Genomic DNA, 13646 nt, shown 5'->3' on the forward strand with positions numbered 1-13646 from the left:
ATAGGGTCCCACGCCATGGATCTCGACACCTTCCGCAAGCTCGCGGCCGACCGCCGCGTCGTCCCCGTGAGCCGCCGCCTGCTGGCCGACGGGGACACCCCGGTCGGGCTCTACCGGAAGCTGGCCGCGGAGCGCCCCGGCACCTTCCTGCTGGAGTCCGCGGAGAACGGCCGCTCCTGGTCGCGGTACTCCTTCGTCGGAGTGCGCAGCGACGCGACCCTGACCGTCCGGGACGGCGAGGCGCACTGGATCGGCACCCCGCCCGTCGGCGTGCCCACCGGAGGCGACCCGCTCGACGCCCTGCGCGGCACCGTCGAGGCCCTGCACACCCCCCGAGACCTCGCGGGCGGAATGCCGCCCTTCACCGGCGGCATGGTCGGCTACCTCGGCTACGACATCGTGCGCCGCCTCGAGCGCATCGGCGAGCACACGGTCGACGACCTCGAACTGCCCGAGCTGACCATGCTGCTCACCTCGGACCTGGCGGTCATGGACCACTGGGACGGCACGGTCCTGCTCATCGCGAACGCCATCAACCACAACGACCTCGACACCGGCGTGGACGAGGCCTACGCGGACGCCGTCGCCCGCCTCGACGCGATGGAGGCCGACCTCGGGCGTTCCGCCCCCTACACCCCGGCCCCGCTGCCCGCCTCCGAGCTCCCGGAGTTCTCCGCGCTGTGGGGCGGCGAGAAGTACCAGGAGGCCGTCGAGGACATCAAGGAGCGGATCCGGGCCGGCGAGGCCTTCCAGGTGGTCCCCTCCCAGCGGTTCGAGACCCCCTGCAAGGCCTCCGCGCTGGACGTCTACCGGGTGCTGCGGGCCACCAACCCGTCCCCGTACATGTACCTCTTCCGCTTCGAGAACGGCTTCGACGTGGTCGGCTCCAGCCCCGAGGCGCTGGTCAAGGTCGAGGACGGGCGGGCCATGGTCCACCCCATCGCCGGCACCCGGCACCGCGGCGCGACCCCGCAAGAGGACCACGACCTCGCGGAGGAGCTGCTCGCCGACCCCAAGGAGCGCGCCGAGCACCTGATGCTCGTCGACCTGGGCCGCAACGACCTGGGCCGGGTCTGCGAGCCGGGGTCGGTGGAGGTCGTCGACTTCATGTCGATCGAGCGCTACTCGCACGTCATGCACATCGTCTCCACCGTGACGGGGCGCGTGGCCGAGGGGAAGACCGCCTTCGACGTGCTCACCGCCTGCTTCCCGGCCGGCACCCTCTCCGGGGCGCCCAAGCCGCGCGCCATGCAGATCATCGAGGAGCTGGAGCCCTCCCGCCGCGGCCTGTACGGAGGCTGCGTGGGCTATCTGGACTTCGCCGGGGACTCCGACACGGCCATCGCCATCCGCACCGCGCTGCTGCGCGACGGCACGGCGTACGTCCAGGCCGGCGCCGGGGTCGTGGCCGACTCGGTGCCCGAGCTGGAGGACCTGGAGTGCCGCAACAAGGCGGCCGCGGTGCTGCGCGCGGTCGGAGCGGCGAACCGCCTCCACGGCGCGTGAGGCGGTAGGGGATAGTGGGGTGCGTGAGTGCCGTACCCCCGCCCCGAAACGACGCCGTCCCCGAGCCGGAGCACGAGCCGGAGCACGAGCCGCGGCAGGAGCCCCGGCCCGAGGCGCCGGACAGCCGCAGCGGCCGCCGCAGCGTGGCCGTCGCGCTGCTGCTCGGCACGCTCGGCGCCACGGTCGTCCTGCTCGCCTCCGGCCGGGTCTGGGCCCGGGGCACCACCGCCTTCGGCGGTGACTCGCTCCGGCTGACCGCCGACGGGCAGACCGTGACCGGGCTGCCCGCGGCCCTCGCGATCGTGGGGCTCGCGGCCCTCGTCGCCGTCTTCGCCGTCCGCGGCAAGAGCCGGCTGCTGGTCTCGGGCCTGCTGGCGCTCAGCGGGCTCGGGGCGGCGCTGGCGGCCGTCTTCGCCGCCGACGGGCGCAGCGCCCTCGACGCGGAGGCCGCCCGGACGACCGCGGACACCGCGGCGAAGGCGGCCGGACTGACCCAAACGGCCTGGCCGTACGTCACGGCCGCGGGCGCGGCCCTGATCCTGATCGCCGGGCTGCTGGCACTGCGCTTCGGCCGGAGCTGGCCGGCGATGGGGGGCCGCTACGAGCGTGACGGCAGCCGCCGTCCCCGCAAGGCCGCCGTGGTGGATCCGGACCGGCCGGAGGATCTGTGGAAGGCTCTGGACCGGGGCGAGGACCCGACCTCCGATCCGGGGCGCTGACCGGCACTTCGACCCACCCCCGTGAGCACGGCCCCGGCCGGGTGCGGGACAATGTCACCGAGCGTTCAACACAGACCGCGCTTTCCACACACAGCATCGCGGCAGAGCAACGAGGAGCAACTCATGGCGGGCACAGACCACGGACACACCCCGGCCGCCTGGACCGGTGTCACCATCGCCTTCATCGGTTTCTGCATCTCCGGCGCCTTCATGGTGCTCGCGAACGCATGGGGCTTCTGGGCCGGTCTCGTCGTCGTCGCGCTGGGCGGTGCCGTCGGCATGGGGATGAAGGCCGCGGGCATGGGTGCGCCGAAGGCCGCCCACAAGGACCTGGCCGAGGTCATCGCCGCCGCCAAGGCACCCGCCAAGGTCTGAGCGGTCCATGGGATCCGAAAGGCGCGGCCCGTCGGGCTGCGCCTTTTGTCATGATCGGTGAGAATCGACGGGTGGACGCCTCTCGCACTCCCGACGTAGTACCGCCGCCGGCGCCTCCCGGCGCCCGCGCTTCCCGCGCCCGGCGGCTCGCCGCTCCGGCGATCACGCTGGTCGGGGCCGTTGCGGCGTTTGCGTATGTGGGCGCCGTGGATCCAGGCGAACCGGGCCACTACCCGGTCTGTCCGCTGTTCCGGCTGACCGGAATCCTGTGCCCCGGATGTGGTGGACTGCGGAGCGCGCACGCGTTCGCCCATGGCGATCTGCCGGCAGCAATCGGGGCAAACGCCATGGCCGTCGCCGGCTACCTCGTCTTCGCCTGCTTCGTGGCCCTGTGGCTGGTTCGCGCCTACCGGGGAGGGCCCGTTCCGAGGCTCGCCATGAAGCCTTCTTACTGGTGGGGGCTGGGTCTGGTGGCCCTGGTCTTCGCCGTTGTCCGAAATCTTTCTTTCGGCTCCGCACTGGCCCCCTGAGACCCGTGCGGGGCCTGAGTGAAGCCCGTATTCCGAATGTCCAGTTACTGGGACGGCGTCAACCGCGTGCGGAGGGCAACGCCACCTGCGGATACCATTTGATTGCTGACCTCGCAGGTGTACGTGTCTGCAAGGCGGCCGACCGTCATCGACCCGGAAGGGGGCCGCTCGCGTGAGTGTGCTCGACGAGATCATCGAAGGGGTCCGCGAAGACCTTGCCGAACGGCAGGCCCGCGTGAGCCTCGACGAGCTCAAGGAGCGTGCCGCCAAGGCGCCCCAGGCCAAGGACGGCGTCGCTGCCCTGCGCGGCGACAGCGTCAAGGTGATCTGCGAGGTCAAGCGCTCCAGCCCGTCCAAGGGCGCGCTGGCCGCGATCGCCGATCCGGCCGGGCTCGCCGCCGACTACGAGGCAGGCGGTGCGGCGGTCATCTCCGTCCTCACCGAGCAGCGCCGGTTCGGCGGCTCGCTGGCCGACCTGGAGGCCGTCCGCGCCCGCGTGGACATCCCGATCCTGCGCAAGGACTTCATCGTCACGGCGTACCAGCTCTGGGAGGCCCGCGCCTACGGCGCCGACCTCGTGCTGCTGATCGTCGCGGCCCTGGAGCAGGAAGCCCTCGTCTCCCTCATCGAGCGGGCCGAGTCCATCGGCCTCACCCCGCTCGTCGAGGTCCACGACGAGGAGGAAGTGGAGCGCGCGGTCGCCGCGGGCGCCAAGATCATCGGCGTCAACGCCCGCAACCTCAAGGACCTCAAGGTCGACCGCTCCACCTTCGAGCGCGTCGCCCCCGAGATCCCGGACCACATCGTCAAGATCGCCGAATCCGGCATCCGCGGTCCGCACGACCTCATCGCCTACGCGAACGAGGGCGCCGACGCCGTCCTCGTCGGGGAGTCCCTGGTGACCGGCCGCGACCCGAAGGCGGCCGTGGCCGACCTCGTCGCCGCCGGCGCCCACCCCGCCCTGCGCCACGGGCGGAGCTGACCGGCCCCATGACCCACAACCCGCCCTCCGTCAGCACGCCGAACCTGCCGCCGGCACCCCGCCGCGGCTCGGTCGGCGTGCCGACGGCGCACGCGCCCCTGGCGCGCGGCTGCCGCCCCCGCGGCTGCCGCGCCCCGGCCCGGCGCGTCCACGGGCGGCGGGTCAGGTACGTGATCGGCTCCGAGCCCGGTCAGGTCAACGGCATGCGATGGCGTCCCGGAGACGCGCTGTAACGAGGGCCGCCGCGGCCCGGTACCCAGACGTACCGCGCCGCGCCCGCGCTCCCGTACGGCCAGCGCCCCGAGCCGCCGGCTCCGGGCGCGGTCTCCTCGTACCGACACACCACCGGTCCCCGAGCGGGACACGTGTGTCACGGGCGAGCGGCGCAATACGGTGAACCCACTCGTCGCATCCCGTAGGAGCACTGGCATGACCAGTCAATACTTCATCCCGGACCCGGAGGGTCACGTTCCGAACGCCGAAGGCTACTTCGGTGACTTCGGAGGCAAGTTCATCCCGGAGGCGCTCGTCGCCGCCGTGGACGAGGTCGCCGTCGAGTACGAGAAGGCCAAGGGCGACCCCGCCTTCGCCGCCGAGCTGAACGACCTGATGGTCAACTACACCGGCCGGCCGAGCGCCCTCACCGAGGTGCCCCGGTTCGCCGAGCACGCCGGCGGCGCACGGATCTTCCTCAAGCGCGAGGACCTCAACCACACCGGCTCGCACAAGATCAACAACGTGCTGGGCCAGGCGCTGCTCACCAAGCGCATGGGCAAGACCCGCGTCATCGCCGAGACCGGCGCCGGCCAGCACGGCGTGGCCACCGCCACCGCCTGCGCCCTCTTCGGCCTCGACTGCACCATCTACATGGGCGAGATCGACACCCAGCGCCAGGCCCTCAACGTGGCCCGGATGCGCATGCTGGGCGCCGAGGTCATCGCGGTGAAGTCCGGCTCCCGGACCCTCAAGGACGCCATCAACGAGGCGTTCCGCGACTGGGTCGCCAACGTGGACCGGACCCACTACCTCTTCGGCACGGTCGCCGGCCCGCACCCCTTCCCCGCCATGGTCCGCGACTTCCACCGCGTGATCGGCGTCGAGGCCCGCCGCCAGATCCTGGAGCGCGCCGGCCGGCTGCCCGACGCCGTCGCGGCCTGCGTCGGCGGCGGCTCCAACGCCATCGGCCTCTTCCACGCCTTCATCCCGGACGCGGACGTCCGCCTGGTCGGCTTCGAGCCCGCCGGGCACGGCGTCGAGACCGGCGAGCACGCGGCCACGCTGACCGCGGGCGAGCCCGGCATCCTGCACGGCTCCCGCTCCTACGTCCTCCAGGACGAGGAGGGCCAGATCACCGAGCCGTACTCCATCTCGGCCGGCCTCGACTACCCCGGCATCGGCCCGGAGCACTCCTACCTCAAGGACACCGGCCGCGGCGAGTACCGCGCGGTCACCGACGACGCCGCCATGCAGGCCCTGCGCCTGCTCTCCCGCACGGAGGGCATCATCCCGGCCATCGAGTCGGCCCACGCCCTCGCCGGCGCGCTGGACCTCGGCAAGGAGCTGGGCAAGGACGGCCTGCTGGTCGTCAACCTGTCCGGCCGCGGTGACAAGGACATGGACACGGCAGCCCGCTACTTCGGGCTGTACGACTCCGAGGGGGAGACCAAGTGAGCGGCAACATCGAACTTCTCTCGGCCACCCTCGCGAAGGCCAAGTCCGAGAACCGCGCGGCCCTCGTCGCCTACCTCCCGGCCGGCTTCCCGACCGTCGACGGCGCCATCGAGGCGGCCAAGGCCGTCATCGCGGGCGGCGCGGACATCGTCGAGATCGGCCTCCCGCACAGCGACCCGGTGCTGGACGGCGCGATCATCCAGACCGCCGACGACATCGCCCTGCGCGGCGGAGTCAAGATCGCCGACGTGCTGCGCACCGTCCGCGAGACCCACGAGGCGACCGGGGCCCCGATCCTGGTGATGACGTACTGGAACCCCATCGACCGCTACGGCGTCGAGCGGTTCACCGCCGAGCTCGCCGAGGCGGGCGGCGCCGGCTGCATCCTGCCCGACCTGCCGGTCCAGGAGTCCGCGCTGTGGCGGGAGCACGCGGAGAAGCACGGTCTGGCGACCGTTTTCGTCGTGGCCCCCAGCAGCCAGGACGCGCGCCTGGCCACCATCACGGCGGCCGGCTCCGGCTTCGTCTACGCCGCCTCCCTCATGGGGGTCACCGGCACCCGCGAGTCGGTCGGCAACCAGGCCCAGGACCTCGTCCGGCGCACCCGCGCCACCACCGAGCTCCCGGTCTGCGTGGGCCTCGGCGTCTCCAACGCCGTCCAGGCCAAGGAGGTCGCCGGCTTCGCCGACGGCGTGATCGTCGGCTCGGCCTTCGTGAAGCTGCTGCTGGACGCACCGGACGAGGCGGCCGGGCTGGCCTCCGTACGGGCGCTGGCGGGCGAGCTTGCGGAAGGCGTACGCAGGAACTGAACCGCGGGTTCGATCAAGAACCGGACACCTGAGCGGGTTCTGTAGCCCGATCGGGTGGAAGTGGGGGCGGGGAGGCACGCGAGTGCCTCCCCGCTTCGTTTGGCCGAACGTGAGCGAGAAGAACGACGGTGCGAACCGCGATGCGACGAAACGATCGGCCCGGGAGCGACTCCAGCTGGAGCGCGAGCGGCAGAAGACCCGGGACAAGCGCCGGCGGACCCTGATCGTGGCGGCGGCGGTGGTCGGCGTGCTCGGTCTGGCGACCGTCGTCGGCGTGATCGCGGCCAACACCGGCAAGGGCGACAAGTCCGCCAAGGCGGGCCCGGTCGTCGCCCCCTCGGGGGCCACGGGCAAGGACGCGCTCGCCATCCAGACGGGCAAGGGCGAGGCCAAGCACAGCCTGACGGTGTGGGAGGACTTCCGCTGCCCCGCCTGCAAGTCCTTCGAGGACAACTACCGGGACACCATCCACGAGCTTGAAGCCAAGGGCCTGCTCAAGGTCGAATACCACCTGGTCACGCTCATCGACAACAACATGGGCGGCAGCGGCTCCCTGAAGGGCGCCAACGCGGCGGCCTGCGCGCAGGACGCCGGCAAGTTCACCGAGTACCACGACGTCCTCTTCCAGAACCAGCCGCAGGAGGTCGACGACGCCTACGGCAAGAACGCCAAGCTGCTGGAACTGGCCGGCAAGGTCGACGGGCTGGACACCCCCGAGTTCCGCTCGTGCGTGGAGAACGGCACCCACAACAGCTGGGTGGGCAAGTCCCACGAGGCCTTCCGCGCCGGGAAGTTCCGGGGCACGCCGAGCGTGCTGCTGGACGGCAAGGACATCTTCTCCGACCAGGCGAACCCGGTGACTCCGCAGCGGCTGAAGGAGATCGTGGAGGGCACCAAGCCCGCCGGGGGCGGGGCCGTGAAGGCATCCCCGTCGGCGTCGGCGTCGGCGTCGGCGCCGGCTTCCGCGTCGGCTCGGGCGAAGAGCTCGTCGAAGAACGGCTCGTCGTCCGCCACCGGGGCCGCGAAGGGCGCCGGCACGGGGGCCGCCGAGGACTGAGCGACGCCTGGGGCATGTGTGGATTTGGTTTCGGCTTGCCGGGCGGGTTGCGGTGCGTACCGCCCGGCAGGGTAGCGTCATGACTGCCATGGAAATTGCCTTCATCCCCAGCCCGTCGACCGGCGTGATCCATCTCGGACCGGTCCCGCTGCGCGGCTACGCGTTCTGCATCATCATCGGCGTCTTCGTCGCCGTCTGGCTCGGCAACAAGCGGTGGATCGCGCGCGGCGGAAAGCCGGGCACGGTCGCGGACATCGCCGTGTGGGCGGTGCCGTTCGGCCTGGTCGGCGGCCGCCTCTACCACGTGATCACCGACTACCAGCTCTACTTCGTCGAAGGCCGCAACTGGGTCGACGCCTTCAAGATCTGGGAGGGCGGCCTCGGCATCTGGGGTGCGATCGCGCTGGGCGCGGTCGGAGCCTGGATCGGCTGCCGGAGGCGCGGCATCCCGCTGCCGGCCTGGGCGGACGCCCTGGCCCCCGGCATCGCGCTGGCCCAGGCCTTCGGACGGTGGGGCAACTGGTTCAACCAGGAGCTGTACGGCCGCGCCACCGACCTGCCGTGGGCGGTGGAGATCAGCGAGGGCCCGAACCGGGTCGCCGGCACCTACCACCCGACCTTCCTGTACGAGTCGCTGTGGTGCGTCGGTGTCGCGCTGCTGGTCATCTGGGCCGACCGCCGCTTCAAGCTCGGGCACGGGCGGGCGTTCGCGCTCTACGTGGCCGCGTACTGCGCGGGGCGCGTCTGGATCGAGTACATGCGGGTCGACGAGGCGCACCTCATCCTGGGCCTGCGGCTGAACGTGTGGACCGCGATCGTGGTCTTCGTGGCGGCCGTCGTCTACCTGGTGGTGTCGGCGAAGCTGCGGCCGGGCCGCGAGGAGATCGTGGAACCGGGTGCCGGTGCCTCCGGCGGTGAGGGCGGTGACGGTACGGCTTCGGCCGACGCCGACGCCGACGCTCCCGCGGAGGCGAAGGATGCCGGGGGCGAGCCCTCGGACACCGCTGCCCCCGCTGACGCGGCCGAGCCGAAGGACGACGAAGAGAAGGCGACCGTTCTGACGAAGGACGTGCCCGAGAAGGGCTGACCGCACGGTTCTGAAGGGGCGCCGCACGCTGTGCGGCGCCCCGCCGCACGTTTCGGGCCCGCCGAGGGCAAATCCAGCCTCGCCGGCGTTTGAGGCGCGGGGTCTGGGGCGGAGCCCCAGGAGCGGCGCCGCAGGGGATCAGGGGGTGGGGGTTCGCGCGGCCAGCGCAAGGGTTCGGTGGGCGGCGGCCACTACCGCCGGGTCGATGAAGCGGCCGTCCGGGAGGGCCAGCGCCCCGGGGGTGGCGCGGGCGGCGGTGAGGATCTCCTCGGCGGCCGTGACCTCCTCCGGCGCCGGGAGGTAGGCCCGCTCGATCACCGGGAGCTGGCGCGGGTGGATCGCCGCCCGGCCGAGGAAGCCGAGGGAGCGGCCGCGCGCGCAGGAGACGGCCAGCGCCTCCAGGTCCCGGATGTTCGGGAAGACGGACTGGGCGGGCGGTGTCAGCCCCGCCGCCCGGGCCGCGACCACCACCCGCGAGCGGCACCAGTCCAGGCCCGCCTCCGCGCTGACGGCCAGGTCGGCCCGCAGGTCCGCCTCGCCGAGGGACAGCCCGCGCAGGGCCGGGTGCGCGCGGGCGATCTCGTACGCCCGCTCCACGCCCAGCGCCGATTCGAGCAGCGCGTGCAGGCCGACCCCGCCGGTGCGGTCGGCGACGGCCGCGATCTGCTCCGGGGCGCTGATCTTCGGCAGCCGGAGCCCCGAGAGGCCCCGCAGGCCGGAGAGCGCGGTGAGGTCGGCGCCGCCCCAGGGGGAGTCGAGGGCGTTGACGCGGACGTGGACGGGGACCGGCGGCCGCTCGGTGAGCAGTTCGACGGTGGCGGCGCGGGCGTACTCCTTGCGGGAGACCGGTACCGCGTCCTCCAGGTCCACGATGACGGCGTCCGCCCCGCGGCCGAGGGCCTTGGCGACCACCTCCGGGCGGTCGCCGGGTGCGTACAGCCAGGTGAGGATCACAGCGCCCCCTCTTCTCGCAGCGACGTGATCTCGGCCGCCGACAGGCCGAGCTCGGTCAGAACGGCCTCGGTGTCCGCGCCGTGCGGGCGGCCCGCCCAGCGGATCCCGCCGGGGGTCTCGGAGAGCCGGAAGAGGACGTTCTGCATGCGCAGCGGGCCCAGCTCCGGGTCCTCGATCTCGGTGAGCGTGCCCAGGGCCTCGAACTGGGGGTCGGTCACCACGTCCCGGACGTCGTAGATCGGGGCCACGGCCGCCTCCGCCTCTTCGAAGGCGGCGACGACCTCCTCCGCCTTGTGGCGGGCGATCCAGCCGCCGACGGCCTCGTCGAGGACCTCCGCGTGGGCGGCCCGCCCGGTGCCGGTCGCGAACCAGGGCTCGGCGATCAGCTCGGGCCGGCCCACCAGCCGCATGACCCGTTCGGCGATGGACTGGGCCGAGGTGGACACGGCAAGCCAGCGGTTGTCGGCGCTGCGGTAGGTGTTGCGCGGGGCGTTGTTCGTAGAGCGGTTGCCGGTGCGCGGCTGGACGTAGCCGAGCTGGTCGTACCAGATCGGCTGCGGGCCGAGCACGGTCAGGATCGGCTCGATGATCGCCAGGTCGACCACCTGGCCGTGCCCGGTGCGGTCGCGGGCCGTGAGGGCGGTCATGACGGCGTACGCGGTGGTCAGCGCGGCGATCGAGTCCGCGAGGCCGAAGGGCGGCAGGGTGGGCGGGCCGTCCGGCTCGCCGGTGATCGCGGCGAAGCCGCTCATCGCCTCCGCGAGGGTGCCGAAGCCCGGGCGGTGGGCGTACGGGCCCTGCTGGCCGAAGGCCGTGACGCGGGCCAGGACCAGCCGCGGGTTGGCGGCGGACAGTTCGGGCCAGCCCAGACCCCAGCGCTCCAGGGTGCCGGGGCGGAAGTTCTCGACGATGACGTCGGCGGTGGCGGCGAGGCGTAGCAGGGTGTCCCGGCCGCCGGGGGTGGACAGGTCGAGGGTCATCGTGCGCTTGTTCCGGCCGAGCAGCTTCCACCACAGCCCGACGCCGTCCTTGGCGGGGCCGTGCCCGCGGGAGGGGTCGGGGCGGCCGGGGTGCTCGATCTTGACCACCTCGGCGCCGAAGTCCCCGAGGAGGGTGGCGGCGAGCGGGCCGGCGAAGAGGGTGGCGAGGTCGAGGACCCGCAGCCCTTCCAGGGGGCCGGGCCCTTGCCCTGGCCGGGTGTCGGCGGGGGAGCCCTCGGGCCCCGGGTGCGGTGCCGGGTCAGGGCTGCTCACGAGGCGGCTCCCTCGGCTCCGGACCCGGAGGCGTGGCCCGCGCGGGGCCCGGCCGCGGGGGGCCGGCCGGCTTTCGTGTCCTGACCGGCCAGGGCACGGGCGGCCCCGTCGATCTCCGCGCGGGCCGGCATCGAGTCCTGGGCGCCGGGGCGCTGGACGGAGAGCGCCGCGGCCCGCGAGGCCCAGGCGAGGGCGCCGGGCATCGGGCGGCCTTCGCCCAGGGCCACCGCGAGGGCGCCGACGAAGGTGTCCCCGGCGGCGGTGGTGTCCACGGCCCGGACCTTCGGGGCGGGCACGGTCAGCGGCTCCCGGCCGCGGGCCGCGTACAGGGCTCCGGCCGCGCCGAGGGTGATCACCACCTCCGGCACATCGCCCAGCAGGGCCGCGGCGGCCTGGTGGGGGTCGGTGAGGCCGGTGAGGGCGGCGGCCTCGTGCTCGTTGGGCACCAGGAGGTCGACGGCGGCGAGGAGCTCGGCGGGCAGCGGCTGGGCGGGGGCCGGGGTGAGGACCGTACGGACACCGTGGGCGCGGGCGGCGAGGGCGCCCGCGAGGACGGCGGGGAGGGGGAGTTCGAGCTGGAGGAGGAGGCAGCCGGCGGCGGCGATGCGGGCCTCGTCGCCCGCCTCCAGGGCTGTGACGTGGGCGTTCGCGCCCGGGATGACGATGATGCTGTTGGCGCCCTCGTCGTCCACGGTGATGTGGGCGGTGCCGCTGGCGCCCTCGACGGTGCGCAGGCCGGCCGTCTCGACCCCGGCCGAGGCGAGCGCGGAGCGCAGCCGTACGCCGAACTCGTCGGCCCCGACCGCGCCGATCATCACCACCTCCCCGCCGGCCCGGGCGGCGGCGACGGCCTGGTTGGCGCCCTTGCCGCCGGGGACGGTGCGGAAGGCGCGGCCGGTGACGGTCTCGCCGAGGCGGGGGGCCTTGGGGACGTAGGCGACGAGGTCCATGTTGGTACTGCCGAGCACGGCGATGGCCGTCATGAGCGTGCTGCCTCCTGTGCGGTGAGGTGGGCGAGGGTGTCGAAGCCGATGCCGTCGAAGCCGGGGACGGTGGTGGCGAGGCGGTTCTTGAGGGGAGCGGCCCAGCGGTGCGGGACCTCGCCGGCGACGAGGGCCGCGAGGGCGCCGGCGGTGGCCCCGTTGGAGTCGGTGTCCCAGCCGCCGGATACCGCCCGGCAGACGGAGTGCGTGAAGTCCCCGTCGGCGTGGGTGAGGGCGGCGGTGATGAGTGCGGTGTTGGGCACGGCGTGGACCCAGTGGTAGTGGCCGTAGCGGGCGTGCAGCCGGTCCACGACGAGGTCGAAGTCGGTGTGCTCCCCGGCGGTGGCGACGGCGAAGCGGACGGCCTCGGCGAGGCGGGAGCGGGGCGGTACGAAGTCCAGCCCGGTCCGCAGCGCGGTGTGCACGTCGGCGCGGCCGGTGGCGGCGGTGGCGGTGGCCGCGGCGATGAAGAGCGCGGCGTAGACCCCGTTCGCACTGTGGGTGAGGACGGCGTCCCGGTACGCCTGGGCCGCGGCGGCGGCCGGGTCGCCCGGGTTGGTCCAGCCGTGGACGTCGGCGCGGATGAGCGCGCCGATCCACTCCCGGAAGGGGTTGTGGTGGGTGGCGGTGAGCGGGGGCTCCAGACCCTGGAGGAGGTTGCGGTAGGCGACGCGCTCGGCGGTGAAGGTCCGCCCGGCGGGCAGCTCGTCGAGCCAGAGCCGGGCGACGTCGGCGGTGGTGAAGCCCTTGCCGTGCCGCTGGAGCAGGAGCAGGCCGAGGAGGGGGTAGTTGAGGTCGTCGTCCTCGGGCATGCCGTCGATGTTCTCGGCGAGGGAGGTGGGGGCGGAGCGGCGGTTCCAGGGGTACGCGGCCAGTACTTCCGGGGGGACGCGGTGTGCGGTGAACCAGTCGTCCAGCGGCCAGTTGCCGGCGGCGCGGGCCAGGGCGCGGATGCCGTGCAGGGGGAGCTTCTCGACGGGCTTCCCGAGCAGGCACCCGACGGCCCGGCCCACCCAGGCGGCGCCCAGCCTGCGGCGCAGGGCGGGGTCGTACGCGCCGGCGCGCGGGGCCGTGCCGTGGCCGGGGGCGCCCTGGCAGGCGGTGCGGACGGCCTCCCAGGAGGTGGGCTCGTCGGCGGTGAGGGGGGAGGGGAGAGCGGACAGGTCGTCCAGGAGGCGGGTGGCGAGGGCGCGGAGTTCCGGCGGGGCGGGGGCGGGGGAGGCGCCGGCCCGGGCGGGGGCCGGGTGGCCGCCCGCAGCGAGCCAGGCCCGGCGGGCGGGACCGGCGTCGCGGCCGTCCTCAGCGGCCTGCCGCAGCTCGTGCCCGATCAGGTCCTCGGGCTGCGCCCAGGTGAGGCGTACGGGGTCGGGGGCCGTTGCCCGGTCGGGGCGGGCGCGGGCCGGCTCCGGTGCGGTGGGCTCGGGCGGTGCGGCGGGGTGCGGGGCGGGGGCCTGCGGCGCCGTTCCCCTACCCGCCCCTTCCCGAAACCGGGGCTCAGCCCCGGACCCCGGGTGGGGGTCCGGCCGGGCCCCCGGATGGGGCTTCGCCCCGGACCCCGGGTGGGGCTGCGCCCCGGACCCTGGATGGGGCTGCGCCCCGGACCCTGGATGGGGCTTCGCCCCGGACCCTGGATGGGGCTTCGCCCCGGACCCTGGATGGGGCTGCGCCCCGGACCCTGGATGGGGCTGCGCCCCGGACCCTGGATGGGGCTGCGCCCCGG

Annotated in this window: 14 protein-coding genes; 10 read left to right on the forward strand and 4 right to left on the reverse strand. The window is 73.9% G+C overall.

The genetic code is table 11. The annotated features are described in order from the left end of the window. Nucleotides 1-15 precede the first annotated feature (15 nt). From AB0O21_RS28060 to lgt, 10 genes are all read left to right on the forward strand, one after another. Nucleotides 16-1506, forward strand: coding sequence for an anthranilate synthase component I (locus AB0O21_RS28060; RefSeq protein WP_365175453.1), 1491 nt, complete (start codon nucleotides 16-18; stop codon nucleotides 1504-1506). A 14-nt stretch (nucleotides 1507-1520) separates the two neighbouring features. Beyond that, nucleotides 1521-2225: a TIGR02234 family membrane protein gene (locus AB0O21_RS28065; protein ID WP_365175455.1), complete on the forward strand. Its 705-nt coding sequence runs from the start codon at nucleotides 1521-1523 to the stop codon at nucleotides 2223-2225. Nucleotides 2226-2348: 123 nt separating this feature from the next. Further along, entirely contained in the window at nucleotides 2349-2600 is a 252-nt protein-coding gene (locus AB0O21_RS28070; protein WP_365175457.1) for an HGxxPAAW family protein, read from the forward strand. Nucleotides 2601-2650: 50 nt separating this feature from the next. Next, on the forward strand, nucleotides 2651-3130 hold the full coding sequence (locus AB0O21_RS28075; RefSeq protein WP_365175459.1) for a DUF2752 domain-containing protein: 480 nt from the start codon (nucleotides 2651-2653) through the stop codon (nucleotides 3128-3130). A 172-nt stretch (nucleotides 3131-3302) separates the two neighbouring features. Next, on the forward strand, nucleotides 3303-4112 hold the full coding sequence (gene trpC, locus AB0O21_RS28080; protein WP_243631833.1) for an indole-3-glycerol phosphate synthase TrpC: 810 nt from the start codon (nucleotides 3303-3305) through the stop codon (nucleotides 4110-4112). Between the two features lie 8 nt (nucleotides 4113-4120). After that, nucleotides 4121-4345: a tryptophan synthase subunit(beta) gene (locus tag AB0O21_RS28085; protein ID WP_365175461.1), complete on the forward strand. Its 225-nt coding sequence runs from the start codon at nucleotides 4121-4123 to the stop codon at nucleotides 4343-4345. Nucleotides 4346-4541: 196 nt separating this feature from the next. Continuing rightward, entirely contained in the window at nucleotides 4542-5783 is a 1242-nt protein-coding gene (gene trpB / locus AB0O21_RS28090) for a tryptophan synthase subunit beta (RefSeq protein WP_365175463.1), read from the forward strand. Next, nucleotides 5780-6592 (forward strand): tryptophan synthase subunit alpha, encoded by an 813-nt coding sequence (gene trpA / locus AB0O21_RS28095; protein ID WP_365175465.1) that lies wholly within the window; start codon nucleotides 5780-5782, stop codon nucleotides 6590-6592. The genes trpB and trpA overlap by 4 nt, the downstream gene beginning before the upstream one ends. Nucleotides 6593-6701: 109 nt before the next feature. Beyond that, entirely contained in the window at nucleotides 6702-7649 is a 948-nt protein-coding gene (locus AB0O21_RS28100; RefSeq protein ID WP_365175467.1) for a thioredoxin domain-containing protein, read from the forward strand. 88 nt (nucleotides 7650-7737) lie between these two features. Next, entirely contained in the window at nucleotides 7738-8736 is a 999-nt protein-coding gene (gene lgt / locus AB0O21_RS28105) for a prolipoprotein diacylglyceryl transferase (RefSeq protein WP_365175563.1), read from the forward strand. Nucleotides 8737-8874: 138 nt separating this feature from the next. On the opposite strand, the gene AB0O21_RS28110 is transcribed toward lgt, so the two are convergent. Genes AB0O21_RS28110 through AB0O21_RS28125 form a run of 4 tightly spaced genes read right to left on the reverse strand, consistent with a single transcriptional unit; the run spans nucleotide 8875 to nucleotide 13257 of the window. Next, nucleotides 8875-9690 (reverse strand): CoA ester lyase, encoded by an 816-nt coding sequence (locus AB0O21_RS28110; protein ID WP_365175469.1) that lies wholly within the window; start codon nucleotides 9688-9690, stop codon nucleotides 8875-8877. Then, a complete protein-coding gene (locus tag AB0O21_RS28115) occupies nucleotides 9687-10943 on the reverse strand; it encodes a CoA transferase (protein ID WP_365175471.1) in 1257 nt (418 codons plus the stop codon). Before AB0O21_RS28115 ends, AB0O21_RS28110 begins: the two co-directional genes overlap by 4 nt. After that, nucleotides 10940-11926 (reverse strand): ribokinase, encoded by a 987-nt coding sequence (gene rbsK / locus AB0O21_RS28120; protein ID WP_365175473.1) that lies wholly within the window; start codon nucleotides 11924-11926, stop codon nucleotides 10940-10942. Before rbsK ends, AB0O21_RS28115 begins: the two co-directional genes overlap by 4 nt. Further along, nucleotides 11923-13257 (reverse strand): ADP-ribosylglycohydrolase family protein, encoded by a 1335-nt coding sequence (locus tag AB0O21_RS28125; RefSeq protein WP_365175565.1) that lies wholly within the window; start codon nucleotides 13255-13257, stop codon nucleotides 11923-11925. Before AB0O21_RS28125 ends, rbsK begins: the two co-directional genes overlap by 4 nt. Nucleotides 13258-13646 lie beyond the last annotated feature (389 nt).

It is taken from the genome of Streptomyces sp. NPDC091371 (genome assembly GCF_040684275.1).
Lineage (GTDB): Bacteria > Actinomycetota > Actinomycetes > Streptomycetales > Streptomycetaceae > Streptomyces.

Coding starts and splice junctions, on each gene's coding strand:
- AB0O21_RS28085 (WP_365175461.1), top strand. CDS start 4,121: ATGACCCACAACCCGCCCTCCGTCAGCACGCCGAACCTGCCGCCGGCA.
- AB0O21_RS28075 (WP_365175459.1), top strand. CDS start 2,651: ATGATCGGTGAGAATCGACGGGTGGACGCCTCTCGCACTCCCGACGTA.
- AB0O21_RS28060 (WP_365175453.1), top strand. CDS start 16: ATGGATCTCGACACCTTCCGCAAGCTCGCGGCCGACCGCCGCGTCGTC.
- lgt (WP_365175563.1), top strand. CDS start 7,738: ATGGAAATTGCCTTCATCCCCAGCCCGTCGACCGGCGTGATCCATCTC.
- rbsK (WP_365175473.1), bottom strand. CDS start 11,926: ATGACGGCCATCGCCGTGCTCGGCAGTACCAACATGGACCTCGTCGCC.
- trpB (WP_365175463.1), top strand. CDS start 4,542: ATGACCAGTCAATACTTCATCCCGGACCCGGAGGGTCACGTTCCGAAC.
- AB0O21_RS28070 (WP_365175457.1), top strand. CDS start 2,349: ATGGCGGGCACAGACCACGGACACACCCCGGCCGCCTGGACCGGTGTC.